At 40.1% G+C, this 25,618-nt stretch carries 24 protein-coding genes; 13 read left to right on the top strand and 11 right to left on the bottom strand.

Going from position 1 to position 25,618, the window contains the following annotated elements; genetic code table 11:
• Positions 1–13 precede the first annotated feature (13 nt).
• Positions 14–1,648 carry a S49 family peptidase gene (locus EHQ16_RS15920; protein WP_135632198.1) on the top strand — a complete coding sequence of 545 codons (1,635 nt, stop codon included), beginning with the start codon at positions 14–16 and terminating at the stop codon, positions 1,646–1,648.
• A gap of 8 nt (positions 1,649–1,656) precedes the next feature.
• Here EHQ16_RS15920 and EHQ16_RS15915 read toward each other — a convergent pair whose 3' ends face one another.
• Both EHQ16_RS15915 and EHQ16_RS15910 read right to left on the bottom strand, forming a co-directional pair.
• Entirely contained in the window at positions 1,657–2,697 is a 1,041-nt protein-coding gene (locus EHQ16_RS15915) for an L-threonylcarbamoyladenylate synthase (protein ID WP_135632197.1), read from the bottom strand.
• A 1-nt stretch (position 2,698) separates the two neighbouring features.
• Positions 2,699–4,273, bottom strand: a complete 1,575-nt coding sequence (locus tag EHQ16_RS15910) for a glycosyl hydrolase family 18 protein (RefSeq protein WP_135632196.1) — start codon at positions 4,271–4,273, stop codon at positions 2,699–2,701.
• A gap of 143 nt (positions 4,274–4,416) precedes the next feature.
• Here EHQ16_RS15910 and EHQ16_RS15905 point away from each other — a divergent pair, with 143 nt between their 5' ends.
• Positions 4,417–5,127 carry a queuosine precursor transporter gene (locus EHQ16_RS15905; protein WP_135632195.1) on the top strand — a complete coding sequence of 237 codons (711 nt, stop codon included), beginning with the start codon at positions 4,417–4,419 and terminating at the stop codon, positions 5,125–5,127.
• A gap of 9 nt (positions 5,128–5,136) precedes the next feature.
• Entirely contained in the window at positions 5,137–5,907 is a 771-nt protein-coding gene (locus EHQ16_RS15900; RefSeq protein ID WP_135632194.1) for a glycerophosphodiester phosphodiesterase, read from the top strand.
• Here the strand turns inward: EHQ16_RS15900 and EHQ16_RS15895 are convergent.
• A complete protein-coding gene (locus tag EHQ16_RS15895) occupies positions 5,886–6,242 on the bottom strand; it encodes a VOC family protein (RefSeq protein ID WP_135632193.1) in 357 nt (118 codons plus the stop codon). The two genes, EHQ16_RS15900 and EHQ16_RS15895, sit on opposite strands and share 22 nt — an antisense overlap.
• Here EHQ16_RS15895 and EHQ16_RS15890 point away from each other — a divergent pair.
• From EHQ16_RS15890 to hisC, 3 genes are read left to right on the top strand one after another with little or no spacing between them, the layout of a single operon-like run.
• Complete coding sequence (locus EHQ16_RS15890; protein WP_135632192.1) at positions 6,224–7,585, top strand: hypothetical protein; 1,362 nt, start codon at positions 6,224–6,226, stop codon at positions 7,583–7,585. The genes EHQ16_RS15895 and EHQ16_RS15890 overlap by 19 nt on opposite strands.
• A 24-nt stretch (positions 7,586–7,609) precedes the next feature.
• Positions 7,610–9,112, top strand: coding sequence for a 2-isopropylmalate synthase (locus tag EHQ16_RS15885; protein WP_135632191.1), 1,503 nt, complete (start codon positions 7,610–7,612; stop codon positions 9,110–9,112).
• Between the two features lie 2 nt (positions 9,113–9,114).
• Complete coding sequence (gene hisC / locus EHQ16_RS15880; RefSeq protein WP_135632190.1) at positions 9,115–10,209, top strand: histidinol-phosphate transaminase; 1,095 nt, start codon at positions 9,115–9,117, stop codon at positions 10,207–10,209.
• 80 nt (positions 10,210–10,289) lie between these two features.
• Here hisC and EHQ16_RS15875 read toward each other — a convergent pair whose 3' ends face one another.
• A complete protein-coding gene (locus EHQ16_RS15875) occupies positions 10,290–10,694 on the bottom strand; it encodes an Hsp20/alpha crystallin family protein (RefSeq protein ID WP_135632189.1) in 405 nt (134 codons plus the stop codon).
• A gap of 11 nt (positions 10,695–10,705) precedes the next feature.
• Positions 10,706–11,149 carry an Hsp20/alpha crystallin family protein gene (locus EHQ16_RS15870; RefSeq protein WP_135632919.1) on the bottom strand — a complete coding sequence of 148 codons (444 nt, stop codon included), beginning with the start codon at positions 11,147–11,149 and terminating at the stop codon, positions 10,706–10,708.
• Between the two features lie 155 nt (positions 11,150–11,304).
• On the opposite strand from EHQ16_RS15870, the gene EHQ16_RS15865 reads away from it, so the two are divergent.
• Positions 11,305–11,763 (top strand): RidA family protein, encoded by a 459-nt coding sequence (locus tag EHQ16_RS15865; RefSeq protein ID WP_135632188.1) that lies wholly within the window; start codon positions 11,305–11,307, stop codon positions 11,761–11,763.
• On the top strand, positions 11,760–12,308 hold the full coding sequence (locus EHQ16_RS15860) for a hypothetical protein (RefSeq protein WP_135632187.1): 549 nt from the start codon (positions 11,760–11,762) through the stop codon (positions 12,306–12,308). Before EHQ16_RS15865 ends, EHQ16_RS15860 begins: the two co-directional genes overlap by 4 nt.
• 48 nt (positions 12,309–12,356) lie before the next feature.
• Here the strand turns inward: EHQ16_RS15860 and clpA are convergent, their stop codons facing one another.
• The 5 genes from clpA to EHQ16_RS15835 are packed head-to-tail and all read right to left on the bottom strand — an operon-like array spanning position 12,357 to position 19,962.
• Entirely contained in the window at positions 12,357–14,627 is a 2,271-nt protein-coding gene (gene clpA / locus EHQ16_RS15855) for an ATP-dependent Clp protease ATP-binding subunit ClpA (RefSeq protein WP_135632186.1), read from the bottom strand.
• Positions 14,624–14,965 carry an ATP-dependent Clp protease adapter ClpS gene (clpS, locus tag EHQ16_RS15850; protein ID WP_004788539.1) on the bottom strand — a complete coding sequence of 114 codons (342 nt, stop codon included), beginning with the start codon at positions 14,963–14,965 and terminating at the stop codon, positions 14,624–14,626. Before clpS ends, clpA begins: the two co-directional genes overlap by 4 nt.
• On the bottom strand, positions 14,965–16,128 hold the full coding sequence (locus EHQ16_RS15845) for a GNAT family N-acetyltransferase (RefSeq protein WP_135632185.1): 1,164 nt from the start codon (positions 16,126–16,128) through the stop codon (positions 14,965–14,967). The genes clpS and EHQ16_RS15845 overlap by 1 nt, the downstream gene beginning before the upstream one ends.
• A 15-nt stretch (positions 16,129–16,143) precedes the next feature.
• Positions 16,144–19,293 carry a SpoIIE family protein phosphatase gene (locus EHQ16_RS15840; RefSeq protein WP_135632184.1) on the bottom strand — a complete coding sequence of 1,050 codons (3,150 nt, stop codon included), beginning with the start codon at positions 19,291–19,293 and terminating at the stop codon, positions 16,144–16,146.
• A gap of 27 nt (positions 19,294–19,320) precedes the next feature.
• Positions 19,321–19,962, bottom strand: coding sequence for a DedA family protein (locus tag EHQ16_RS15835; RefSeq protein WP_135632183.1), 642 nt, complete (start codon positions 19,960–19,962; stop codon positions 19,321–19,323).
• A 91-nt stretch (positions 19,963–20,053) separates the two neighbouring features.
• Between EHQ16_RS15835 and EHQ16_RS15825 the strand changes: the two genes are divergently transcribed.
• Genes EHQ16_RS15825 through EHQ16_RS15805 form a run of 5 tightly spaced genes read left to right on the top strand, consistent with a single transcriptional unit; the run spans position 20,054 to position 24,563 of the window.
• Positions 20,054–20,485 carry a hypothetical protein gene (locus EHQ16_RS15825; RefSeq protein ID WP_167482681.1) on the top strand — a complete coding sequence of 144 codons (432 nt, stop codon included), beginning with the start codon at positions 20,054–20,056 and terminating at the stop codon, positions 20,483–20,485.
• A gap of 2 nt (positions 20,486–20,487) precedes the next feature.
• Positions 20,488–21,597 carry an AI-2E family transporter gene (locus EHQ16_RS15820; RefSeq protein ID WP_135632182.1) on the top strand — a complete coding sequence of 370 codons (1,110 nt, stop codon included), beginning with the start codon at positions 20,488–20,490 and terminating at the stop codon, positions 21,595–21,597.
• On the top strand, positions 21,598–22,875 hold the full coding sequence (xseA, locus tag EHQ16_RS15815) for an exodeoxyribonuclease VII large subunit (RefSeq protein WP_135632181.1): 1,278 nt from the start codon (positions 21,598–21,600) through the stop codon (positions 22,873–22,875).
• A gap of 8 nt (positions 22,876–22,883) precedes the next feature.
• Positions 22,884–23,159, top strand: a complete 276-nt coding sequence (locus EHQ16_RS15810; protein ID WP_135583345.1) for an exodeoxyribonuclease VII small subunit — start codon at positions 22,884–22,886, stop codon at positions 23,157–23,159.
• 3 nt (positions 23,160–23,162) lie between these two features.
• On the top strand, positions 23,163–24,563 hold the full coding sequence (locus EHQ16_RS15805) for a high affinity choline transporter 1 (protein WP_135632180.1): 1,401 nt from the start codon (positions 23,163–23,165) through the stop codon (positions 24,561–24,563).
• On the opposite strand, the gene EHQ16_RS15800 is transcribed toward EHQ16_RS15805, so the two are convergent.
• A complete protein-coding gene (locus EHQ16_RS15800; RefSeq protein WP_135632179.1) occupies positions 24,532–25,581 on the bottom strand; it encodes a D-alanine--D-alanine ligase in 1,050 nt (349 codons plus the stop codon). The two genes, EHQ16_RS15805 and EHQ16_RS15800, sit on opposite strands and share 32 nt — an antisense overlap.
• Between the last annotated feature and the right edge of the window lie 37 nt (positions 25,582–25,618).

Genomic DNA, 25,618 nt, shown 5'->3' with positions numbered 1-25,618 from the left:
AAGAGGATCTCACGTGTTTCGAATTCTTTTTTTGGTAATTTTTCTACCCTTCCGGCTTCTGTACCAGATTTACCTACGTCTAAGCCTCGCCTTCCAATCACGCCGAGAAGTGTATGAAATCGAATTTCCTACTGTTTTCGAAGATTCTTACAAATCCTATTTTGTCAAAAAATTACAAGGCAAAGAAGAAACAGTCACTAGACTCGAACTCCTCATACTTCTCAAACTCATCCAAAAAAATGGGAAAATCAAAACACTTGATATCACTCTCCCTCCTCTCGAATGGACTCTCTCAGAATTTTATGAAGTCAGAAACCAAATTTTAGCAATTCGAGAATCTGGAAAAAAAGTAAGGATCTTTGCCAAAGAAGGAGGCGTCGGAACCTTATTACTCCTCACAGCAGCCACAGAAAGTTATTTAGGACCTGAATCAGAGTTTATGGTTTTACTTCCGAGCGCCGAACCCATGTTTTTTGGTAAATTTTTAAAAACCTGGGGAATCGAGGTTCAAGCCTTTGCCTCTGGCCCATACAAATCGTTTGCAGAAAGTTTTACAAGAGGTGAATTTTCCAAAGAGGCTAAAAAGAATTTAGAAACTCTGATTTTAGATTTACGAAAAGTTATACTGACAGCACTTACGAATGGAAACAAGTCCCTAGAATCACTATTCTACAAACCAATGTTATCAGCAGATGAACTTTTGTCTGCTGGAGTCATTACAGGGATCAAAACAGAAAATGAATTTTTCTCTGAAGATAGAAAACTTTTTTCAGGAAACTACCCAAGCCTACATCATTCCATCAAAGAATTCCGAATTTTTCCCAAACGGAAAGTCGAAGTGGTCATCCTTCCTTTAGAAGGAGGAATTACCGGTGGAGACTATCTACATAAAAATAGAGAAAACGGTAAAATCGAAGCCTTCTCTCTGATTCCGAACCTAAAAGCACTTGCGGAAGATAAAAAAATAAAAGCTGTCATTTTAGAAATTTCCTCTCCTGGTGGTTCTGCCTTCTATTCCGAACAAATCCATCAAGAAGTTATGGAACTCAAAAAAACCAAAATAGTCACTGCCTATTTTAAAGATACTGTGGCAAGCGGTGGGTATTACATCGCTTCGGCGGTGGATCATATCACAGCTTCGCCAGTTTGTATTACAGGATCGATTGGAGCAGTGAGTATCCGTGCCAACTTACAAAAGTTATATAAAAAATTCCAACTGAATAAAGAAGCAGTTGGTTTTTATCCTTTTCGAGACATCCACTCTGAATTCCAACCTCTCTCCAAACAAAGTGTCCAATATTTAGAATCCCAAATCAAAAAAATTGAAGGATTATTCTACAGGCGAGTTTCTGAAGGCCGAAAAATTCCTTTGGAAGAGATTCCAAAAATTGGAATGGGACGGGTGTATTTACCAACTGTAGAAAACAAAATTGTGGATTCTCTTGGAGGACTTTTGGATGCCGTTCACTTAGTCAAAGAAAAGTTAGGTGGGAAACCAATTATACTCACGGAAGAACTCCCTGCTTATAATTTAAAAAACAAAATACCGATTCTTGGCGGACTAATGACTGAACTTAAATTTCTAGAATCTTTAAACGAAGTTTCTCTCTTAAGTCCCGTACGCCTTGCTTGGAAAAACCGAAAGTAAACTTTGTTTTATTTTCTAAGGGATGCCTTTTCTAATCGATTGATTAATCCTTCCCATCCTTTGCCCGGTTTCGGTGTTTCGCAAATGATGGTTTGGACTTTGGCAAGATCGCAGGCCTCAAAAAAGGCATAAAGTTTGGACGTATACTCTTCGTTTGTCGAAACAAAAGAAAAATGATCAAATTCAAGTGACCCTTCTCCTTCCTTGGAAAGGACATCCTTTCTCTCAGATAAAACCTTTCCTTTCTCCTCATTACTGGATAAAGAAAAACCGATCCAAGCAGTAGCCTTAGGATCAAATCCCGCTTTTAAACTTTGAACGAATTCGTCCGTCGAAACCAAAAGCACTTGGGCTGAGGGCGCGTAGTGTTTGTATTTGGTTCCCGGACTTAGTGGAACATGAGAAACTGATTCCACAGGCAAAGTTTCAAAAGGATTGGGAAAAACAAGTTCTGGGAGAATGATTTTTAACTCTTTGGACTCAATGGATCCGGGCCGTAGAAGAGCAGGATGTTCACCCACAAGACTTACCACAGTGGATTCGATTCCATAACTTGGCTCTTCCGCGATTAAGATTCCATCTACCTTCCCATCAAAGTATCGCACAACATCCGCTAGTTTTGTAAGAGAGGGTCTGCCTGAAAGATTGGCCGAAGGTGCAGAAATTGCTCCACCGGAAAGTTTGATCCATTCACGAATGACTGGGTTTTTGGGAATTCGCACCGCCAGAGTGTCCAATTCTTTTGGAAAAAGGAATTTGTCTTTTTTGGGAAGGATGAGAGTGAGGGGACCTGGTGCATATTTTTCTAATAACTTTCGGCCAAGTTCACCTAACACACATACTTTTTCGATTTCTTCGATCGAATGAAAATGTGCAATCAGAGGATTGTCTTTGGGCCTTCCTTTGATTTCATAAACACGGAGACAGGCCACCTCATTTTTCGTTGAGGCTCCAATCCCATATACGGTTTCGGTGGGAAAGACAACCACCTTGCCCTCTTGGATGAGGTTCGCAAGCAAACGTACATCCGAAGAGATTAAGGTTTTCATTTTAAAACTTTTTTGTTTTGGTTTTTGATTTGGAATCGGAAACTTTCAATGATTCTTTTGTATCATTGGCAGGGACTGCCGTATCTTCCTTTGGTTCTTCTTCCTCTTTTGCTTTTTCTACAGGAGGAAGTTGGCCTTGGACAAGTTTACTCAAATACACATTGATTTCAGGATCATTGTCTGTCACAAGTTGCCAAAAAGAAAAACCACCCAAATCATACTTACGAAGGAGAGTCATTTTTTCTTCAAAGGCACGACGGTTCATATAAAAGGCAACACGGTCACAACCGCCACTCGTATACCAAAGAGAAGGATCTTCGTAGGTACGGTTTTTATGGATGTCAGCAAACTTAGATAAGTTTTTCCAATTTGCCACTTTGTTCTCTTCGTTTAAGATACGATTGATATCCGTTGGTTGGCGATTTTTATGTGTCCCTGCTTTGATTCTTTGGGCATCGGAATGATAAATGGCTTTGGCTGATGCTTTACAATTGAGAGCCCAGTCATATCCATAAGTCGGAATCGCCATATAAAGTTTATGCGTTGGCACTCTTTTTTTCGCGTAAGTAATGATGTCTTTTAACCAAACATTTGGTGCTTGCGGGCCAGGGCCTGGGTTGTGGTATTTTCTCGGATGGAGTTCGTAAGCCATAATCTTTACGCGATCCGCGTGTTTGGCAAGGAAGGCATAGTCATGAGTGGTAGGCCCTCTCCAATTTTCTCGGAAATCAAGGGCGATTGGTTTCGATAAACCACGGCATTGGAGTTCTTTCTTTTTGCTTTTTTCTGCAGGCGTTTTGGGATGAACTGCCACCGAAATGAGTTTTCCTTTTTTATGAACTTCACGTGCGAGAAGGACAAAAAACTCTTCAAACTTTTCCTTTTTCTCACAAGACATTCCTTCGTAATCGATATCAATCCCATCATAACCATAAGTCATAATTTCGTTAACAATCACTTGGATGTGGTGGTCACGAATGTCGTTCCTTCCCCCCATTCCAATGTTCTCTTGGATTTTTTCTTTTGGATTTTCCCAACGAAAGATAGTCGGAATGATTTTTACTTTTGGATTGAGTGCACGAAGTTCTTGTACTCGTTCTTTTCTAGAAGTACTCGACCAACTAGAGATCAACTCTCCATTATTGGAAAGCCCACCTTTCATTGTATAAATAAAAGGATGGATTTCGTTGTAGAGATGGACGGTTTTTTTCATGGCTGTCCAATCTGTAGACCAAGCAGAGGAACGAAAACTAACATTCTCATCTGGAACAAAACCAGGCAATTCCACCGACTCCGCTGATTCTTGGGGTGTCAGTTGGTTTTCAGAATTTTCTTTCGTTTCCATTTCTGATGGAGTTCCGAGAGAGGGAGTGGATGCTTCCACAACACTAGGATTGGCATTTCCTGCTTTGGCAGTATCTTTTAAAACAAGAGCCGTTCCATCATTCTGGATCAAATTCATTCCTAAATAAAAGGAGATTGCAGAAAGAAATACCCAAGAGGCAAATAATAGTGTATATTTAGCTGCATTCGACAGCGGACGTTTCGGTGTGGATGGGTTTTCTATTTCGGACATAAATTACTTCTAGTATGATTATCGTTCGTATGATAAAAAAAGAGTAGAGAATTATGGAACCACTCACTACCTATTTCTCATCCCATAATTTTTTAGCCAGGAATCTCTCCTAGTCGAAATTAAAAAGAAAGGAAAAAGATATTATGCACCTTCTCAAACAAAAACCGGTGATTCTCTATACGGTTCTTCTTAGTTTTTTTCTCACCTTTCTCCTTCTTGCCGAACTCACTGGTAGTAAATTATTTTTTGCCTTCGGGTTTACCATGACAATGGGGGTTATCCCTTTTCCTGTTACCTTTATCATCACTGATCTATTGAATGAATATTATGGTCGCAAAGTCGTTCGGGCCACAACCTTTCTAGGAATGGTAATGCTTGGTTTTGCTTATCTCCTCATTGTGATCGATATCCAAATTCCAGCAAGCCCTGAGTCACCCATTGATGATGCCTCCTTCGAACGCGTGTTTGCCAATTCAGGTCTTGTGATCCTTGGTTCCATCATCGCCTATGTAATTGGCCAGATGATCGACCTACATACCTTTCATTTCCTCAGGAAAAAAACGGGCGGAAAACATATTTGGCTTCGTGCTACAGGTTCCACCATCATTTCACAACTCATTGATTCCTATGTGGTGATCTTCATTGCACTTGGTAAATACCATCCTGTTTCCAAACTCATCTCTATTGCCAACACCAACTTTCTTTATAAATTGGGAGTGGCCATCCTCATCACACCACTCCTTTATGCCATCCATATCTATATTGATCGTTACTTAGGAGAAACATTGAAAAACCAAATGTTCCGATCGGCGATGGAAGAAGAAGGGTTGGAATCGACCATCCAACCGGGATAAGGAAAAACTATGTTCCAACCAAGAATCGATAGACTAAAATCCATTTTAGGAAACGGACCTGCAAATATTGGACACCGTGGTGCACGTGGCCTTGCTCCCGAGAACACGCTTGTGTCCTTTCTTGTGGGAGCGGAATCCACAAGTTTTTTTGAATTGGATACGATGCTTTGTGCTTCGGGCGAACTTGTTGTCATCCACGACTTTACGGTGGATCGTACGACTGACGGTGAAGGGAAAGTCTCTGAATATAAATACCGCGATTTAGCAGAACTGGATGCGGGGAGTTTTTTTGATGAAGCCTTTGAAGGAGAACAAATTCCCACTCTCTCACAAATCATCCAAACCCTTCCCGAAACCACAGTCTTCGATATTGAAATGAAAAGCGAAGGAAATCCAGAGGAAAGGAAAGCTCTTGCCCTCGCTCTTGTGAAACTGATTCGGAAATACAAACTAACCAATCGAATTTGGGTGAGTAGTTTTGACTGGGACCTTGTGGATCTCATCAGACAGGAAGAACCAGAAGTTTTACGAGGTCTTCTCATCGAAAAGGGAGATTCGCTAAACAAGAATTATATGGACTATGAACCGGATTTGATCCTCCCACACCTTTCTGCTTGTTCCAAAGATTTTGTGGAAGGCCTAAAAGAAAAATCCCTCCTTGTGATTCCTTATACGACCAATACAGAAGAAGAATGGAAAGAGTTATTGAATGCAGGAGTGGCCGGTCTCATCACCGATTTTCCCGACCAATTGGCTTCTTATTTAGAATCCAAAAAATAAATCCAAACCCAATTCCCCCAAGGGTCCTCATATAAAGAATAATTTTTTTGAGGGATTGATTGGACTAGTTTCAAAGAGGAAACTTTCGGGTGCGTTGCAGTTGAGTGATTACCACGAATGGTGATGGTTCCTGGGCGCACCGGACAATGTTCGGTGTTTTTAGAGAAGACAATGGTTTCTCCTGAATCCAATTGTAATTCCGAGTGGCCAAAACTTTCTTTTAGGAGTCTACCCCCCAAAAACGATTGGTAAAACCGAGCGGGAAGGCTAGTATTTTCCCCTCCGTCTAAGTTGATAGAGTAAAACTGTAAATCCAATGTTTCCCCGTCCTCCATCGATTCTTTCCTATTTTATATTTTTTTTCATCTCTAGTGTCGCCAATTTTACGTTATGCGAAACTATTTATTTCGAACCACTTCATTCGGCCGACCAATTGTATCTTCCCTTGTTTCTAAAGGATATAGTCACAGGACTTGGGATCGGACATTGGTATCTGCCCCCATCTCCCTATTTTTTTCCTGATCTTTTGATCTACCTAATTCTTTATCCAGTGGTTCCTTTTTTGTATCTTCCCAGTGTTTATGGAACCATACAAATGATTTTGGTTTTCTTTGGAATTTATATTTTTCTATCAAAGTATACAGACCAAACAAGGACATTTCAATTTCTTTATCTCTTAGAGATCCTTTTTATTTTTTTCTCACTCCTTGGATATATAACAGAAGACAAACCACTCCCCTTGGTTTATTTTTTAACGGGAGCTCACCATAGTACTGGATTCTTTTTTTCACTCCTTCTCACTCTTTATCTTTACTCCTTGTTAATTGATAAAGATAAAAAAAATCGTTATCCAAATTCCTTTTTACCACTACCCATGGTTTTCTTTTTTTTCTTTAGTTTTGTATTACTTTATATTTCAGATCGATTTTCTTTTCTCGTCGGGGTGATATCTTTTTTTGTGGTTCGAATTTGGGATGGAGACTTACCCTTCACCGAAAGAATTTCGTATTTTCGGAATCAGAAGTTTTGGATCCTGACTTTCTTTTTTCTTCTGCTTTGTGAACTTATATCATTCGGGCTAAGAACCATCGTATCCATTCCCAGCAGTTTTCAGATTTTGTTTGCCTATCTGGAAGGACGGGAAGCCATAGAAATCTTACATCTTTCGGGGACTTATCTCTGGGATTTTTCGAAACATATTTTTTACCAAGGAAAATCCCTTCTTATTTTACTTGGTTTCGTCCTCCTTGGTTTTACCAAGTTTCCTAAACTGAATCGCCATTTGCTCATTGTTTTTTTCCCAGTTCTCCTAGGCCTTCTCCTCCTTGTGGGAAGGTTCACTTACCTCCATCCTTACCCCATTCGGTATTTATTTCCTATTCTATTTTTTGGTCTTCTCGGAGTCACATGGGCTCTAGTCCCACGCACGAAGATCGTAAATCCCAAGGTTCTCACAACCCTCCTTCTTCTACTTGTGGGGATACTTTGGTTATTGCCATTTCCTCGTGAGAAAACCAAGGTCTATTTTTCAGGAATCCTCCACAGGGAAGTATCTTATGACTTAGAAAAACCCATCCGGTTTTGGACGGAAGGCTCCCGCACTCCCATCCCCATAGACAAAGACGGGAAACCTTACCGTTGGATCACCGGTGCATACCATACGCACTTGACAGAGTGAAGCGAACGTATGATCTGGAAGTAGATGGAAGATTACGTACGCATATTTGATACCACACTCAGGGATGGGGAACAGTGCCCAGGGGCCGCTATGAGCGAAGATGAAAAGGTGGAAATTGCCCAACACCTTGCCCGAATGAAGGTGGATATCATTGAAGCAGGATTTCCAGTTTCTTCTCCCGTTCAATTCAAAGCAGTCGAACGAATCGCACGTGAAATCGAGGGCCCCATCATTTGCGGGTTGGCCCGTGCCCTTCGTCCAGATTTAGAAGCAGCTCGCGATGCCCTAAAACCTGCCAAACAAAAACGCATTCATACCTTTATTGCTTCTTCTCCCATCCACATGAAACATAAATTGGGGAAGTCTCCCTCAGAAGTCTTGGAGATGGCGAGAGTGGCCGTAAAAATGGCAAGGGACTTTGTTACCGATGTAGAATTTTCACCAGAAGATGCCACACGCTCCGAATGGGCCTTCCTACGCGAGTTAGTGGAAGCAGTCATCGAAGAAGGTGCCACTACCATCAATATTCCAGACACAGTAGGTTATACCACTCCGCAAGAATATATGGATCTCTTTCGTTTCTTAAAAAAAGAAGTGAAAGGAGCCGACAAGGTCATTTTTTCTGCGCACTGCCATAACGATCTAGGACTTGCCGTTGCGAACTCTCTAGCAACTGTCCTTGCCGGTGGTCGTCAGATTGAATGTACTATCAACGGCATTGGCGAGAGAGCCGGGAACACAGCCATGGAAGAAGTGGTCATGGCTCTCAAAACAAGAAAGGATGCTTTCGGTGTGGAAACAAAAATTGATTCCACACTCATCACTCGCGGTTCTCATCTGGTAAAAACCATCACAGGAATGGTAGTCCAACCTAACAAAGCCATTGTGGGAGCCAATGCGTTTGCACATGAATCAGGAATCCACCAAGATGGTGTGATTAAAAACAGACAAACCTATGAAATTATGACTCCGGAATCAGTGGGACTCAAATCCAATCGTATGGTTCTTGGACGCCACTCCGGTCGCGCTGGTTTTAAAGACCGAGTCATTCGTATGGGTTTTGATCCCAAACCAGAAGAAATTGATAATGCATACAATAGATTTCTAGAGATTGCTGATAAAAAAAAGGAAGTCTTCGATGAAGACATCGCAGCACTTTTCCAAGCAGAGATCAGTAGATCCCAAGTGGATGAAAAATATCGTCTTCTTTCTTTTGAACAAAATACAGGATCCAACCAAACTCCAAGTTCCAAAATCTCTCTCCAAATCAAGGGAGAGGTGAAACAAGGGGAAGCACATGGGGATGGTCCGGTTGATAGTATCTTTAAGGCCATTGGCCAAGTCACTGGACTTTCTCCACTGCTTTCCCGGCTTGTGATTTCTCCTGTAACCGAGGGCACTGATGCGATGGCAGAAGCTTCTGTGACCTTAGAAGACGGAGAACGCCGAGTGGTTGGTAAGGGAGATTCCACAGACATCATTGAAGCCTGTGCCAAAGCCTATATCAATGCCCTAAACCGGTTGTGATCATGAGCAAAGAAAAAAATCAATTCTCAATGGAAACCCTGGTGCGGAAGGAACTACCTGCCTTCAAACCTTACACTCCGGGAGAACAACCGGGGCTTTCTACCTCCACCATCAAACTCAACACCAACGAAAACCCTTATCCACCTTCGCCTAAAATTAAGGAAGCTGTAGAAAAAGTTTTAGAAACAGGGGTTTTGCGAAAGTATCCCAACTACCACGGTAGAAAATTACAAGAACTCATCGCAAAAGATTACGATTTAGATCCAGATCAAATTTTGGTGACTAACGGGTCTGACGAAGCCTTACGTTTGTTATTCCAGGCTCTAGTGGGCCCAGGAGATGTGGTGGTCGCACCTGATCCGACTTACTCCTACTATCCGGTTTTAACAGAACAGATGATGGTGGGAGCCACTTACAAAGCAGTTCCTTTAAAGTCCGACTTACATTTTGATTTTGAGTCTTTAGGAAAAGAACAAGGGAAGTTACTTTGTTTTGCTCATCCCAATGCTCCGACAGGTGTAGAAGAACCAAAAGAAAAACTTCTTAACTTGGTCAAAAATTTTCAAGGTATTGTTTTATCCGACGAAGCCTATATAGATTTCACAGAACCAAACTCTAGTTTGATGTCTGAAATAGTAAACCATCCGAACCTAGTAGTCTCTCGTACTTTTTCAAAATCCTATGCTCTCGCCGGACTCCGTGTAGGTTATCTAGTAGGTTCTCTCGATGTCATATCTTGGATTCGCAAACTAAAGGATTCTTATAATGTAGGAATTTTGGAACAGGTGGTTGCCGAAACCTCCTATGCAGACAAAGAATACTTTTTGGAAAAACGTTCTCTCGTGATTTCAGAAAGGAAAAAACTAAAAATAGAATTGGAATCTATTGGATTTACCATCCCCGACTCCTCTACCAATTTTTTGTTTTGTAAACCAAAATCAGGTGTTTCACCAGAGAGTTTGTATTTGCAATTGAAAGAAAAAAACATCCTCATCCGTTATTTTTCTACCGGAATTTCCAAAGACTATATTCGTATCACCATTGGAACCCCAGAAGAAAATGGAAAACTACTTGCGACCATTCGAGACCTCCTCTAAAAAAAACCCGGCGCACCCTTTAGCAGGTACCCGGGTTCGAAATTAAATTCACTTTAGATTTACCAAACACCAAAGAGACTTTATTTCTGAATTTCGATTTTAGTTTTTTTAGGTTCCATTTTAGGAATCGTTAATTCCAAAATTCCGTTTTTCATTTTGGCTACGGCTTTGTCCGAATGGATTGCTTTGCCAATCGTAAATTTTCGGAAATAATTTCCTTCCTTGTATTCGGCAAGGCGGACTTGTCCACGAGACTCCTCAGGCATTACAAACTTACCTTCCAGAATGAGTTGGTCCTTTTCAATGGATATGTCTACAGAAGATTGATCGACCCCAGGCATTTCCACGCGGAAATAAAAAGCCTCTTCTGTTTCCATAACATCCACGTTAGGTGAATATACACGGACAGTAGGTGTCGATTTTTGATCTTTCCCTTCTACAGATTCAGTAACTTCTTGTTTGTTTTCTTTTGTGAGTGTATTCATAACTAATCTCCTTACCCAATGCTGATGGATACTTTTTTAGGTTTATCTTCTTCTCTACGAGGAAGATGGATGTTTAAAATTCCATTTGTGAATTTAGCGAGGACATGTTCCCTATCCACTCGGAATGGAAGTTCCAAGGTTCTACGGAATTCCCCATTAAAAATCTCACGGCGAAGGACTTCGGTGCCTTCTGCGAGGTCTTCTGCTTTTTTCTTTCCGTGAATCGACAGTAAATTGTCCTTCACATTGATCTCAATTTGGTCTGGTTCGAGTCCAGGAAGTAAACAAGTCACAAGGGCTTCGTCTTCCTTGGTGTAAACATTCACAGGAGGGAAATTGGACGAAGATCCAAATTGACTGTCCAAGATGGAACGAGTCAACTCATCGTTCAGCCTGTCAAAATCTCTCCAGAACTGATTTGCTTTGGTTTGTGGGTCTAGAATTCGGAACAACATGCTCATTCTCCTCTTTAGCACTCATTAGGTACGACTGCTATTTTGATTAGCAATCTATATCTTTGACTGCTAATCGTCAAGAATGTTTTCTATTTTATAGGATTTCAGAAAAAAAATTTTGTCCCATACGGTGGCCCACACTAGCCTGGAATCCGATGCCTATCCAAGATACTTTGAAACAACTGGGTTTAGAAATTCCCCCTGTTCCTGCCGCTCTCGCAGCCTATATCCCATCCAAAAGGTCGGGAAACTTGATTTTTACCTCCGGACAACTTCCACTTGTCGCTGGGAAACTAAGAAAAACGGGAAAGGTTGGGAAAGACTTAAGTCTTGAGGAAGCCAAAGAAGAGGCTAAACAATGTGTTTTGAATGCACTTGCGGCAACCTTACTCCATATTGAATCACTTGAAAAAATCAAATCGATCGTCAAACTTGGGGTTTTTGTTGCAGGAACACCGGAATTCACCGAACAACACTTAGTTGCCAATGGAGCATCAGAACTACTGGCGGCTATTTTTGGAGATAAAGGAAAACATGCACGTTTTGCCATTGGCGTGAGTTCTCTGCCTCTTGATGCCAGTGTGGAATTGGAAATGGTAGCAGAAGTAGAATGACGAATTCCCTTCTTTCTAAATGTTTCGACTTGATTCAATTTGTTAAAGAATCTTTTTTATTTATCCCTGAGCTAATTCTCGCTTGGTGGCACCTAACAAAGAGAATCTTCCTGGCTTTGTATCGTTATTGGAATACAAAACTTTTATTTGATAAAATATTTTTTATTTTTTTATTTTTGCAGCTTCTGTTTTCCGTTCTTCCTTGGTTTTCCTACCAAATTCGTTTTTTTGAAACGGAAGAATCCATCTCTCTCGGGCCTAAGTTAAACTCTGTTTTTATTTTACTAAGCCTTCTCAATTTTTTCTTTTTAGGATTTTGGAAATCATCTTGGACAAGGATTTGGTTTTTTTCTACCGAAATGATAGCCATTGTTTTTGTGATTTGGGGTTATTTAGATCCCAAACGTTATTTTTATGACTTCGTCAAACCAGAGGAAGTGGGCCTTGGACTTTCCTTCTATTTATTTTTAGGTTCGGTTTTAGGAGCCTTTGTTTTTGGATTTCTCACCTTCAAAAAGGAAGATGAGATTTTAGGAAGGATATAGTTTCAAACAAGCGACTAGGGACTGATAATGGACCCTAGTCCCATTAGCTCAATGAAGAGAGACTTCCAGAATTTCCAAAACAGATTTTCCTTCCTTCTCTACTACATCCACAAGATACTTGGTGCCTTTGTCTTTTTGGAATAAGATCTTTTTAGAAAGAGGTTTTCCTATTTCTGAATTGAGTATTCTTTGGATGGGCCTTGCTCCCATGGCTTTGTCATAACCAGTCTCTGCCAAATGCCTAACTGCTTTTTCAGACAATTCCAAATGGATTCCTTTTTCATTGGCTTTGGCCTGCAAAGTGCGGAACATTCGTTTGACAACTAACTCCACAACCTGAATCGATAGGGCACCAAATTCCACAACAGCAGTCAGTCGGTTGCGAAATTCGGGAGTGAATGTCCTCTCAATTGCCTTCATTGACCGGTCATCATACCTGTCAGTATCAAAACCTAGAAGTGGTTTCGAACTTTCCTGAGCTCCCGTATTCGTCGTTAGAATCAAAATCACATTACGAAAATCAGCTTTTTTCCCTGTGCTATCGGTAAGTGTGGCATGATCCATCACTTGCAAAAGGATATTGTATATATCTTCGTGTGCTTTTTCGATTTCATCGAATAACAAAACAGAATGTGGGTTTTTGGCAATGGCATCTGTGAGTTGCCCCCCTTGGTCATAACCCACATAACCCGGCGGACTTCCAATGAGTCTTGATACGGAATGTTTTTCCATGTATTCACTCATATCAAACCTAAGAAATTCCACTCCCATCTTTTCCGCTAAGGTTTTTGCCACTTCCGTTTTACCCACACCCGTAGGCCCTACAAAAAGAAAACTACCAATTGGTTTTCCTTCATCACTGAGGCCTGAGCGGGAATAATGGATGGCATCTACTACTTGTTCGATGGCATGATCTTGTCCAAAAACAATGGATTTGATTTCAGAATCTAAATTTTCTAATTTCTTTTTATCATCTGCCTTTACCGTTTTTTCGGGGATTTTGGCAATTTTAGCAACAAGAGATTCGATTTCCAAAATCCCTACTTGTTTTTTGGCCTTTTCTTTTTTCTCGTCGCGTAACTTTACAAAGGCGCCGGATTCGTCCATCAAATCTATGGCTTTGTCCGGTAAAAAACGGTCTCTGAGATGTAAACTAGATAAATCCACACAAGCTTCGATGGCTTTGGCACTGTAAGTCACACCGTGGAAGGATTCGTATTTGGGTTTGAGTCCTTTCAAGATTTCGATCGCATCTTCTCTGGAAGGTTCTGCAACTTCAATCTTTTGGAACCTACGAGATAAAGCATGATCTTTTTCAAAAATCGATTTATACTCTTTGTAAGTGGTTGTTCCAATACATTTTAATTCTCCATTGGCAAGGGCTGGTTTCATTAAATTGGAAGCATCCAAACTCCCACCAGAAACAGCGCCAGCTCCCACAATGGTATGGATTTCGTCGACAAAGATGATTCGTTCAGGTTTCCCAACTACTTCTTGTAAGATGGCCTTCAAACGTTCCTCAAATTCACCACGGAATTTGGTTCCCGCCATCACAAGACCCATATCCAAAGAATAAATTTCTAAACCTAGTAAACTTTTTGGAACGAGTCCCTTAACAACTCTTTCGGCAATTCCTTCCACAATGGAAGTTTTTCCGACCCCTGCCTCTCCCACAAAAATAGGATTATTTTTACGACGACGAGATAGGATATGAATGGTTCTTTCAATTTCAACTTCCCGGCCAATACAAGGATCTAATTTCCCTAACCTTGCTCTTTCGGTAAGGTTGACACAAAATTTTTCAAGTGCGGATTTACGAGAGTTTCCTTCCCCTTCTTCTGGATCTGCTTCTTCCGTAAAATTCGGTTCTTCGGATTCCGTTTCTTTTTTGATTCCGTGAGACATGTATTTGATTACGTCTAGACGGTTTACTTCTTGTTTGGCGAGTAGATAATAAGCTTGGCTATCTTCTTCTCTGAAGAGGGCCACAAGCACATTGTTTCCATCCACTTCTTCCTTACCAGAATTTTGGACATGAAAGGCGGCAAACTGAATCACAAACTGGACACCCACGGTATAACGTGGTTGGATTTTTAAATCGGGAACGGCAATGGTAGAAAGATCTTCCTCAAAATATTCAGTCAGTTCCTTTCTGAGTAAATCCAAATCACATCCGACATTGATAAGGACTTCTTTTGTTTTTTCGTTATAAGTAAGACCATATAACAAATGTTCCAAGGTGATAAATTCATGATGGTATTTACTTGCTTCTTTACCGGCAAGTTCTAAGGTATTTTCTAAGTCTAGGGAAAGGTTCATTCGTCCTCCTCTTTTGCCAATTGACATTGTAATGGATGACCTGCATCGTCCGCAAGTTTATGCACTTCTGCTACTTTTGTTCTCGCAATGTCCAAAGAATATACCCCACAAACGGCTGATCCAGAAGTATGCGCCTTCCACATAATTTGACGAGATTCTTCCATTGATTTCCTAAAAACATTAGCTAGTACATAGACTACAAATTCCTGAGGAGTGTAATCATCATTGATCAGAATCACCTTATACCGATCCGGTTTTTTAAGTTTCTTTTTCTGTTTTTCTCTTTCGAGAAGTTCCACATTCATATCTGTATATGATTTTCTTTTTGGATCTGACATTATCCCTCCCGGAGCGATTTGATAGGAGACTGAGAATTATAAGCGGAAATATTTTCCCTTTCCATCACAATCTCTCGTTCCAAATAGGACTCAATGGCCGCTCTGCCCTGTTCATTGTAAATATGATGTAAACTATACATGGGAACGGCTTCATAACCCCTTAGGAATTTATGTTCCCCTTGGGCACCTGCTTCCACTCGTTCCATTTTACGCTCAATTGCAAAATCAATCAATCGGTAATAACAACATTCAAAATGTAAGTTGGGGACATGTTCCAAGGCTCCCCAGTATCTTCCAAATAAAAACCCATCTCGGAAAGTATTCCAACTCCCACCTACAGGTTTCCCTGAAGGGTCACTTGCCAAAACCAGAACCAAACGATGGCGAAAGTTCTGATGCATTTCCAAAAAGAATTTCCGATTCAAATAAGGTTGCCCCCATTTTTTAGAATGGGTGTCTTGATAAAACTGATAAAAGATATGGGCGTGGTCTTCGGTGATCTCGTCACCGGTAAGGGTTTGGATGGTAAGGCCCGACTCGGAAATTTTCCTTCTTTCCTGGCGGATGGTTTTTCTCCGGTCTTTGACAAGGATGGACAAAAATTCATCAAAATTCGCAAAACCTTTGTTAAACCAGTGGTATTGGTGAGAAAGTCTAGGAGCAAATGAATTCTGAATCCCCAAACTTTGTTCATCCTCTTTGCAAAATAAAATATGAACGGAAGAAGTTTCTTTTTCTTTTCCAAATTCTAAAAGGGTTTGTAAAAGTAAGGAAACCAGGGAATCTTTTTCTTCTGGTTTTAAATCAGGATGGAGTAAAACCCGAGCCCCTGTCACAGGTGTGAACGGCACAGCTACCGTTAGTTTTGGATAATACGGAATCCCTGCGCGGTGGAAGGCATTGGCCCATTGGAAATCAAAAATATACTCACCATAGGAATCACTCCGAAGGTAAGCGGGAAGGACTCCCACCAAAACCCCATCTCGCCTAGCGGAAGTTAAAACTGGAATCCAATCTGAATTCCCAATACAACCTGTATTTTCCAAACCGGATAGGAATTCATATTCCTGAAAAACGGAATCTGGGGGGACTAACAGATTCCATTCTTCCTTTGTAAAGTCCCGAAAAGTATCGGAAATTTTTATCGCAAACGTTTCATTCAATGTAGACCTTAGACTCTAATTTACGACATCTTGTTTGTTTTGTTTTTTGCGGATGTGGTCAAGAAGCCTTTGTAAACTAGGATTTTCTGGGTCGAGCTCCAAGGCCGAACTGAGAATGTTCTCTGCCCGGGACAAGTTTTTATCTGCCAGGTAGGTCTGGCCCAAATTGATCAAGTTTTTGACATGGTTTGGATCACGAAGGCGCACCCTTTCCCCAAAATCAATGGCTGTTTTGATATCAGCCACTTTTCTCGCACAAAAAGCAGTGATGTACATAATCTCCGTATCCATCGGTTTTAACAAACTATAGTCTTTGGCCATTTTTTTGGCATTCCCATAGTCTTTGAGTTTCAAATAGAGTTGGATGAATTTCTTTTTGATCTCCGGAATGTTCTCTTCCAAAGAATTCGCCTGTTCCAAATACGAAACTGCTTCTTGGAGATCCGCAGATTCGCTCGCTTCTTTTGCTTTGTGTAAAAGCGATTGGATTTCTTTTAGCCTTTCTTTTTCGATTTTATAACGTTCTTTTTCTTCAATAAAGGAAACTCGTAAAATTGATAAATCATCTGTCAAACTTCCATACTTTCGAAGTTCTTCATAAATTCCGTCTAGTTCTCCTCTTCCTGATTCTACCACTCGAAGGAATAATCTTTCATCTTCGTTAATCACACGTTTCCCATCTTCCGTGTGGGAAATGAGTAAATCATCCCGCCCATCCGATCCGGCAAGTAAAACGTCACCCGCTTCCAATTGAAAGGTTTTGATGTATAAATTTCCTTGGACTCCTGAAGTTCCTAATTTTCGAAACATCAGTTCGTTTTCGATAAAACTCGCAATTCCATCTCGGTACAAAACCATCCAAGGATGTTCGGCATTGATAAAATACAACAAACCAGTTTCATTATCAATAAGCCCAAGCACTAACGAAACTAACATGGAACCATCAAAACCTTCAAAAATTTTATGTAGTTCTAAAAAGGTATTTTTGATCCAACGTTCCGGATAGGTGTTCCTCGCTTCACTTAAGAGCTGTGTTCTTGTGATGATGGACTCAAAAACAGATCCAAGAACCAGTGCTCCACCAGCGCCCTGCATGGACTTACCCATAGCATCCGCATTTAAAAACACAGTGTAAGAACGGTTGTTTAGAAAAATTTGGTTGGCGATATTCAAATCTCCACCAATTTCTTTTTCATATTGGCGGAATGTAAATTTTTTCTTTTGTTCTAATAAAAAGTCCACTTGGACATTGTCATGATTCGCATTATTAGCGTTAAATGGCTGCAAAAGAAGTGACGTTAAAAAATAATCCCCATCTTGTTGGTGTTTGAGGGATTGCACTTCTTTTAAGGAGTTTTCTAATTCTTTAGTGCGTTCTTGTACCTTTACTTCCAATTGATCTGCATATTGTTCTAATTTTTTACGAGCCGCTTGGATCGAACGCACCATTCGGTTGAAGGAACGTGCCATAAATCCAATATCATCTTCCACATGAACTGTCAGTCTATGTTCTAAGTTTCCAGAGTTTACCTCTGTTAACCCTTCAATGATTTGTTCAATAGGTCTGAGAAGAGCGATTAGGAAAAACAAACGGTATCCAAAAATCACAAGAACTGCTAGGGACAACACACCGATGATCCAAGGTAAAGTGACTTCCTCTTGAAACTCGCGATAATCTAAATAGGGATAACCCACTTCATGGATGAGTCCTTTTGTTTTATCAACTACCAAATAACTGACGTAAAACGAATATTCAGGATTGTTTTCTGCAAATTTAACGCGACCTCTGTAATTTCTATCGCCATGGTTTGGCATAGGAGAAAACATTTGGTCGAGGACTTCTGCTTTTTTAGCTTCGGAAATTGAGGTTTCTAGTACAGATCGTGCCGCGCCATAAAAACCAGAAAGTGGGCCTTCTGTTTTGGAAACAAGGGACAATGCTCCGTCAGAAAAATTCTTTTCAGGAATCTCTCGGAGTTTGTTTCTTGTATAAAGAATTTTACGTTTTTCTGATTCTAATTCTTCGATTAATAATTCTGGAGTTGAAACCTTTTCTAAGGCCAAAAGTCTTTTGATCTCAGAAGCGTAACCTCTGCTTGTCTCTGGGAGTTTTGGTATTAGGTTTTCCGTTTTTTCTTTCCAATCAGATTTGCCTTTATAAGAAAGAATGGTTTCCAAAGCCCAAGAATTCCAATATTCCGATTCATAGGAAGCAGGATCAACTGCCGTCTCTTCCATTCCCTTCTTTTGAACAAATTCTTTTTGGCCTATGTCGTAAGTATAATGAAAACTTGGAACTTGGTCAGTTTCCAGTCCTGCAATGAAGTTTTTTGCACGGGCCGTATGCACCATATCATAGTTAGATTCTGATTGTTGGATTACGGAATAAGCAACAAGCTGCAATACGAGTAAAAATGAGGCAAGAGAGATTCCTATGATCCGTGAAATGATTGTGGTTTTATCTTTTGTGTTATTGATATAAACCACATTGGCAACAAATAACCCAACAACCAAAACAAGATCTGTGATGGTTTGGTACAGGCCACGTCCAATCGCACCATCCCTGGATTGGGCATTCATGATTCCAGGAAGGATGGTTACTAAAATGAAAGCAATAAGAATGCTTGCAGTGGCAAACCGAGATTCCTTTGGCATTTTGAAAATCTGTATGATGGCAACCAGGGAAAAACTGACAAAAAAAACTAATACAATAAGTGCATACGCCTTATAAAAAACAGGAAGTGGAAAATCCCAATAGTGACCACTAAAGAAAAATAATCTGCCAGCCGTTAGGCTAATGTAAACAAAATATCCCGTTACAGTCACAACTATAAAGTTCATGATCCCAAATAGATATTTTTTCAAACGAGGGAAGTAAACTTCAGGGTAACTTAAGAAAAAACTCGTTAGATAAGAAGCACCTGCCATGGCCCCGATGATGACAAGCCAACGCAAGTATGCCGCCGCCGGCCCCATAAAGGAAAAATTGATCATATAGCCAAAATGAAATAAACCCAGCCAAAGAGTTCCCATCCCTAGCCGGTATGTTGCTTCTGACTTTTCTTTTACCGTTAAAAAAAATTGTGCATTGTAAAAAGTAAAAATGACACCAACGAGCGAACCGAATGTATAAAAATCAAACGCTATATTTCCCCAAGAGTTCATGCGAGAAAACCCTAACATATAAGGAAATCATGTCAACTTTGTATTTCTTTTCTTCCAAATTTGGTATAGAAAGTACAAAAATAAACAAATGAGAACGATTCCAATCGTTTGGTTATAATATGATAACATAACAATGATTTGGTTCCAATTGGAGCCAAGTAAGGAACCACCAAAAAGCAGGAGGCCACACCAAAGAGAAATAGCAACCGTATACAAAATGATAAATTTAATAACGTTCATTTTGGACATCCCGGCAACGATGGAGACAAAGAACCGAATCCCTGCCGAAAACCGGGACAACAATACCACTACAAATTCATGCCTGCGAAACCAATCTAGAGTTTTGTGTAAGTTTTCTTCTTGGTAAACGGAAGATAAAAAAGGGAACCGTGATCGTTTTAGAAACTGAAGGAACCTTTCCCCAAAAAAATACATCGCAAGAGCTCCGAGTAAGTTTCCCAAGTAGGTAGCGAACACAATAGAAATGAAAGATAGGGGTGAACCTGGACTAGAGGATAAAAAACCAGAAAATACAGTCACCGTATCTCCAGGCCAAGGTGGAAAAACATTCTCCAAAAAATTAGAGAAACAAAAGAAAATCCAAAGAACAAGCGGTGGCAACTCTAAGATCCGAGCCAAAAAAGCATCAAACTGTAGGAAATCGAGCACAGGAGAAAAGGAAATGCCTACAAACCAGTTGGCAACAAAGATTTAAAAAAATGAATGGAAGGAATCGATACTCCACCGTTTGCTTTCCGTAATGCTTCGATTTTTGCCTATTTTTCTTCTGATTCTCTGGGGATGCCAACCAATCCACCAAACCGAAATCTATCGCTTTGACAATATTGTGGTTACTAAATACCCAACCAGTGCACCGCCAGCATTCCCTCAGTCATTTTTTCCTGATAAAGTAAACCTTCTTCAGTCTAGCGAATTCAAAACAAGTCATATCCATACCAAGGAAGCCTCTCTCCTTTTAGAATCAGAAGAAAGTTTTCAAGCGATTCAAAAGAGAATCGAAACAAGAGCCGCACAAGGGGATTGGAAACTCATAGAAAAAACGGAAAAAAATGGAGAGGTTTCTTATCTACTCGAAGGTTTTATCAAAAAATCTTTATCGATCATTGTCTCAGAAACAGGAGGCAATTCCAATTACATTCGCTTTTATTTTAGAAAACATTCTAGTTATTAATTATGAGTTGGATTAAAAATAAAAACGAAACAATCGTCTACCTACTTCTTGGGGCGATTTTTATAGGCACTTGTCTTACTTTATTTTTTGTTTTCAAACCATTCCTTTGGGCAAGTTTTCTTGCGTTGCTCTTTTATCTCACAACAAGGAAAATTCATAAAAAACTAAAGAATGTTTTGGGTGTCAAATTCCATGGACTCTCACCATATATCATGGTGATCCTGATGCTCGCGGGAGTTTTTATTCCCTCTTATTTAATTCTATCTACTTTAATCAGAGAATCTTTAAACTTAGTCAGTTATATTAGGAACCAACTCACAGAGGAGTCGATTGTTTCCTTATTATTAAACAGTCCGATGCTCACAGACTTCTTTACTGAAAATGAATTTTTTTGGATCAAACTTCCTTTGATGTACCGCGAATATGTGGGCCAACATATGGATGTTCTCAATTTAGATTCCATTTATAGTTTACTCAAAAACTCTTCTGGTTTTTTACTCGGTTCTTTTGAAGTTCCAGGTGCCATTATTTTTAATGCATTTTTTACCTTCATTTTGCTTTTCTTTTTATACAAAGAAGGAAGCCGAATGGAACATGCACTTTTTGTTTTACTACCTTTTCCCACAGAAATTGAGGAAAGACTAGGAAGGCGAATTGAGGAAGCCATTCGAACGGTAATGATGGGAAATCTTTTTATCTCCTTATTACAAGGTGCCCTCATCTATGTTCTGTTACTTTTTACCTCTGTTTCGAATAAGTTCTTACTTTCGAGTATCGCCACAATTTTTTCTCTCATTCCTGTTGTGGGAACCTCCGTGGTTTGGTTGCCGATTGGACTCTACATTGGTCTCGTACAAGAAAACTGGACAGGCAGTGTTCTTTTTATGATCGCAGGCGGCGCAAGTTATCTTATTTTAGAAAACTTTGTGAAACCCAAAATTTTAGATAAAAAACTAAAAACACATCCCTTTCTTATTTTTCTCTCTCTAATTGGCGGATTACAGGAGTTTGGTGTTGCAGGGATCATCATTGGTCCTATGGCCTTAACTCTTGTCATCATCCTTTGGGACTTTTGGAAAATTTTTAGAGAAACTCGTTTTCAAAATATCTAAATGGAAACAGTAGATTCATCTCTCAGTGTTAGTGAGGTAAATCGCCTCATCAAATCCAAACTCCAGGACTCTCCTGAATTTAAAAACATTTGGATTCGGGGAGAGATCTCCAACCATTCCCAAACCAATAGTTCAGGGCATATGTATTTCTCTTTGAAAGACCAGACAAGTGTGATTAAATGTGCTTTTTTTTCTTTTCAAGCCAAAAACTATCGCGGCACACCCCTTCGGAATGGAATGGAGATTTTGGTTTATGGTTCTGTCTCTGTTTATGAACCAGGTGGTTATTATAGCATTACGGTACAGAAGGTAGAAGAAATCGGAGAAGGAGATATCCTTTTAAAAATTGAAAAACTAAAAAAAGCCCTTCACGAAAAGGGAATTTTTGATGTGAACCACAAACGCCCTCTTCCAAAATTTCCGAAACGCCTAGGCATTGTTACCTCACCAAAAGGAGCGGCCGTCGAAGACATCATTCGAATTGCCACTGACCTCAATCCTTCCATACAAATTTTAGTTTCACCTTGCCTTGTGCAAGGAGACGGAGCAGAAGTTTCAATCATCGAAGCCATAAAAGAAATCAATGATCCCAAATGGGAAGTGGATGTGATCATTGCAGGACGTGGTGGTGGTTCATTTGAAGATCTTATGGCCTTCAACCAAGAGGCAGTGGTGATGGCTTATTACAATTCCAAAATCCCTATCATCTCTGCAGTAGGCCACGAAATCGATCGAGTGCTCACTGACCTTGCTGCCGATGCCACAACTCCCACACCGACGGCTGCAGCAAAACTCGCCGTTCCTAATGTTTCCGACACACTCATTCGTTTGGATGAAATGGAAGACAGGATTAAATCGGCACTAAAGGCTGTGGTTCGTTTGGGTAAAGAAAAATGGGTCGGGATTACGGGACGACCGGTATTCCAAAATCCGAAAACACTTTTGGAAACAAGGACTGGGGCCTTAGAAGAACTCGTGACGAAGATTTCCCTTCTTGGAAAAAACTATTTGGTTCGCAAACAAAGCGAATTTCAAAAATTTGATACACTGAGTCATAATTGGAAATCTTACCTGGAAAGAATTCAAAACAAATTTACGCTCGCAGAACAGAGATTAGTCCATTTTTCTCCACTGGGAACTTTACAACGTGGTTATTCAGTGGTTCGAAACAAGGACAAACAGGTGATATCATCCATTCATAAAATCAAAAAAAATGAAAGTTTAGAGGTTTTCCTTTCTGATGGAAAACTTCTGGTTGAAGTAAAAGAAAAAATATAGGTATTCGCATGGTAGAGAAAAAATCAACAAGTTTTGAAGAAGCACTTCGAGAACTAGAAGACATTGCTGAAAAATTAGAAAGAGGAACTCTTTCTTTAGAAGATTCCATCAAAGCCTATGAAAGAGGCATGGAACTCAAAAAAATTTGTTCCGAAAGACTTGTGGATGCGGAAGCAAAAATTGAATTTTTATCCAAAGCTCCGAGCGGTGAAATTGTAAAAACAACTGTCAAAAAAAAGAAAGATGAAACTCCTTCTAAACCAGTGGAAGAAGATTTATTTTAGAGAATGAATTTCCAAGCGGCTTTCATCGTTGGTTACCTTCTCATCACAATTGCCATTGGAGTGTATGCGGCAAAAAGAGTCAAAAACTCAAAAGACTTTATCTTAGCAGGTAGAAGTTTACCTCTCCCTATCTCCACGGCTGCATTATTTGCCACTTGGTTTGGAAGTGAAACCATTCTTGGTTCCTCCGTGGAATTTGCCAAAGGAGGATTTTTAGCCGTCATCCAAGACCCGTTTGGTGGTGCTCTTTGTTTATTTTTACTCGGACTAGTTTTTGCAAAGTATCTCTACCGAATGCAAATCCTTACCTTCGGTGACTTCTATCGAAACCGCTATGGGAAAAAGATGGAGTTTATCGCAGGGATCTGTTTGATCTTTTCCTATTTTGGTTGGGTTGCTGCCCAGTTTGTGGCACTCGGAATTATGGTACAGATTCTATTTGGCATCAATCAATTCACAGCGATTGTGATTGGAGCTTGTCTTGTTGTTTTTTATACTTACCTCGGTGGGATGTGGTCTGTTTCCATGACCGATTTTTTCCAATCCATCTCCATCATCATTGGCCTTGTTTTTGTTATCTATGAGTTAAATGGTGTTAAGTCCATTTGGTCAAGCATCCAGGAAAAACCAGACGGATTTTTTAATTTTTTTCCCGAATCCAATTACCATGCTTGGACCTTATACTTATCAGCTTGGATGGTTGTTGGTTTTGGATCATTACCCCAACAAGATATATTCCAAAGAGTGATGTCTGCCAAATCAGAAAAAGTAGCAATCAGGGCCTCTTACCTTTCTTCTGTTTTGTATTTACTCTTTGCCCTCATCCCTTTGTTTTTAGGTCTCCATGCAAAAAGTTTAATTCCAGATTTTGACTTAAATTCGGAAACAGGACAACTTCTCATTCCCACAATGATTTCCAAGTTTTCAAGTCCTTGGATCCAAGTTTTATTTTTTTCAGCGCTCATCTCTGCCATTCTATCCACGGCATCGGGTGCCATCCTTGCACCTTCCTCTATATTGTCTGAGAACATTTTAAAATACGCATTCAAAGACATGAACGATAAAAAATTACTGCTATTGTCAAGAACATCCGTTCTCATCATTGCAGGGATATCCTTTTTACTAGCAGTGGGGAAACCTTCTATTTATGCTCTCGTAGAAGATTCTGGTGGGATCTCCCTTGTTACGCTTTTCATCCCCATGGTTTTTGGTTTACTCAGCCAAAAGGCAGATGAAAGATCTGCCCTTTTCTCTTTATTTGTGGGAATTACCACCTGGCTTATTTTAGAAGTTTACGGTGATGATATGACTAGCCATTTTTATGGAACCATAGCAAGCCTTATCGCTATACTCGTGGGAATGTACTTTTTTCCTAAGAAAGTGCAATCGATAGAAGCCAAGTAAAAACTTCCTTCATTTCAATCCCCAGAGCTTTTGCTTGTTGGGGAATGAGGCTTGTTCCGGTCATTCCTGGAAGTGTATTGGTTTCCAAAACATAAGGCACTCCATCGCTGATGATAAAATCGGTTCGCGAGTAACCTTTGCAACCAAGTACATCATGGCATAACAATGTATACTCTTGGAGTTTTTTAGTAATCGATTCACCCACTGGTGCTGGGGTAATTTCTTCACTTCCACCTTTGGTATATTTGGCTTCAAAATCAAAAAACTCTGATTTGGGACGAATCTCAGTGGGAACGAGAGCAAATGGAATTCGTTTTTCCCCTTCTTTTTTTTCAAGAACTCCAATGGAGACTTCCGTTCCCGAAATCAGTTTTTGGATGAGGACTCTATCTTCTGAAACGAAAATTTTATCCACAAGAACCATTGCTTCTTCGGGCGTTTTTGCCATTCCTGTATTGACACTGGAGCCACCAAGCGTTGGTTTGATGAAGACTGGAAATTCGAATGGTAAGTTTAAAACAATTTTCCTAGCATCCGATTTTCCTTTCTCCAAATCCACAAAGGGAGCCACGGGAATTCCCATGGTTTGGAACAAAAGATTGGCTCTATATTTGTCCATAGCAAGAGCAGAGGCCAAAACACCAGATCCTGTATGAGGAATTCCTAATGTATCTAAAAATCCTTGGATCCTTCCGTCTTCACCAGGCCCACCGTGTAATCCTAGAAAGGCGGCCGAAAATCCATGTTCTAATAATCCCGCACCAGATGTGAACTTTGTGATTTGGTTTGTAGTAGAAAATTCAGTTAAAAAATCAGTTTCCGTTTTTCCGGTGGGATCGGGGTATACAGGATCTTTTCTATCGGCGATCCAAAATTTTCCTGTTTGGTCAATATAAACCGGACAAACTTGGTATTTGTCCCGGTCTATTGTATTGAAAATGAAATGAGAAGAACGAATGGAGATGATATGTTCCCCGGAGATACCCCCGAAAAGCAGTGCTATTTTGGTTTGGATCATGAAATCACTTGATTCCTTTTCTTGAAACTTGAAGATA

It is taken from the genome of Leptospira kanakyensis, from assembly GCF_004769235.1.
In the GTDB taxonomy this organism is placed as follows: Bacteria; Spirochaetota; Leptospiria; order Leptospirales; family Leptospiraceae; genus Leptospira_A; species Leptospira_A kanakyensis.
This window is presented reverse-complemented; position numbering and strand designations above follow the sequence as displayed.

Excerpts from the sequence above, each read along its gene's own strand:
- EHQ16_RS15915 (WP_135632197.1), bottom strand. The coding sequence starts at position 2,697 with ATGAAAACCTTAATCTCTTCGGATGTACGTTTGCTTGCGAACCTCATC.
- EHQ16_RS15910 (WP_135632196.1), bottom strand. The coding sequence starts at position 4,273 with ATGTCCGAAATAGAAAACCCATCCACACCGAAACGTCCGCTGTCGAAT.
- EHQ16_RS15905 (WP_135632195.1), top strand. The coding sequence starts at position 4,417 with ATGCACCTTCTCAAACAAAAACCGGTGATTCTCTATACGGTTCTTCTT.
- EHQ16_RS15900 (WP_135632194.1), top strand. The coding sequence starts at position 5,137 with ATGTTCCAACCAAGAATCGATAGACTAAAATCCATTTTAGGAAACGGA.
- EHQ16_RS15890 (WP_135632192.1), top strand. The coding sequence starts at position 6,224 with ATGTTTCCCCGTCCTCCATCGATTCTTTCCTATTTTATATTTTTTTTC.
- EHQ16_RS15895 (WP_135632193.1), bottom strand. The coding sequence starts at position 6,242 with ATGGAGGACGGGGAAACATTGGATTTACAGTTTTACTCTATCAACTTA.
- EHQ16_RS15885 (WP_135632191.1), top strand. The coding sequence starts at position 7,610 with ATGGAAGATTACGTACGCATATTTGATACCACACTCAGGGATGGGGAA.
- hisC (WP_135632190.1), top strand. The coding sequence starts at position 9,115 with ATGAGCAAAGAAAAAAATCAATTCTCAATGGAAACCCTGGTGCGGAAG.
- EHQ16_RS15875 (WP_135632189.1), bottom strand. The coding sequence starts at position 10,694 with ATGAATACACTCACAAAAGAAAACAAACAAGAAGTTACTGAATCTGTA.
- EHQ16_RS15870 (WP_135632919.1), bottom strand. The coding sequence starts at position 11,149 with ATGTTGTTCCGAATTCTAGACCCACAAACCAAAGCAAATCAGTTCTGG.
- EHQ16_RS15865 (WP_135632188.1), top strand. The coding sequence starts at position 11,305 with ATGCCTATCCAAGATACTTTGAAACAACTGGGTTTAGAAATTCCCCCT.
- EHQ16_RS15860 (WP_135632187.1), top strand. The coding sequence starts at position 11,760 with ATGACGAATTCCCTTCTTTCTAAATGTTTCGACTTGATTCAATTTGTT.
- clpA (WP_135632186.1), bottom strand. The coding sequence starts at position 14,627 with ATGAACCTTTCCCTAGACTTAGAAAATACCTTAGAACTTGCCGGTAAA.
- clpS (WP_004788539.1), bottom strand. The coding sequence starts at position 14,965 with ATGTCAGATCCAAAAAGAAAATCATATACAGATATGAATGTGGAACTT.
- EHQ16_RS15840 (WP_135632184.1), bottom strand. The coding sequence starts at position 19,293 with ATGAACTCTTGGGGAAATATAGCGTTTGATTTTTATACATTCGGTTCG.
- EHQ16_RS15825 (WP_167482681.1), top strand. The coding sequence starts at position 20,054 with ATGCTTCGATTTTTGCCTATTTTTCTTCTGATTCTCTGGGGATGCCAA.
- EHQ16_RS15820 (WP_135632182.1), top strand. The coding sequence starts at position 20,488 with ATGAGTTGGATTAAAAATAAAAACGAAACAATCGTCTACCTACTTCTT.
- xseA (WP_135632181.1), top strand. The coding sequence starts at position 21,598 with ATGGAAACAGTAGATTCATCTCTCAGTGTTAGTGAGGTAAATCGCCTC.
- EHQ16_RS15810 (WP_135583345.1), top strand. The coding sequence starts at position 22,884 with ATGGTAGAGAAAAAATCAACAAGTTTTGAAGAAGCACTTCGAGAACTA.
- EHQ16_RS15805 (WP_135632180.1), top strand. The coding sequence starts at position 23,163 with ATGAATTTCCAAGCGGCTTTCATCGTTGGTTACCTTCTCATCACAATT.
- EHQ16_RS15800 (WP_135632179.1), bottom strand. The coding sequence starts at position 25,581 with ATGATCCAAACCAAAATAGCACTGCTTTTCGGGGGTATCTCCGGGGAA.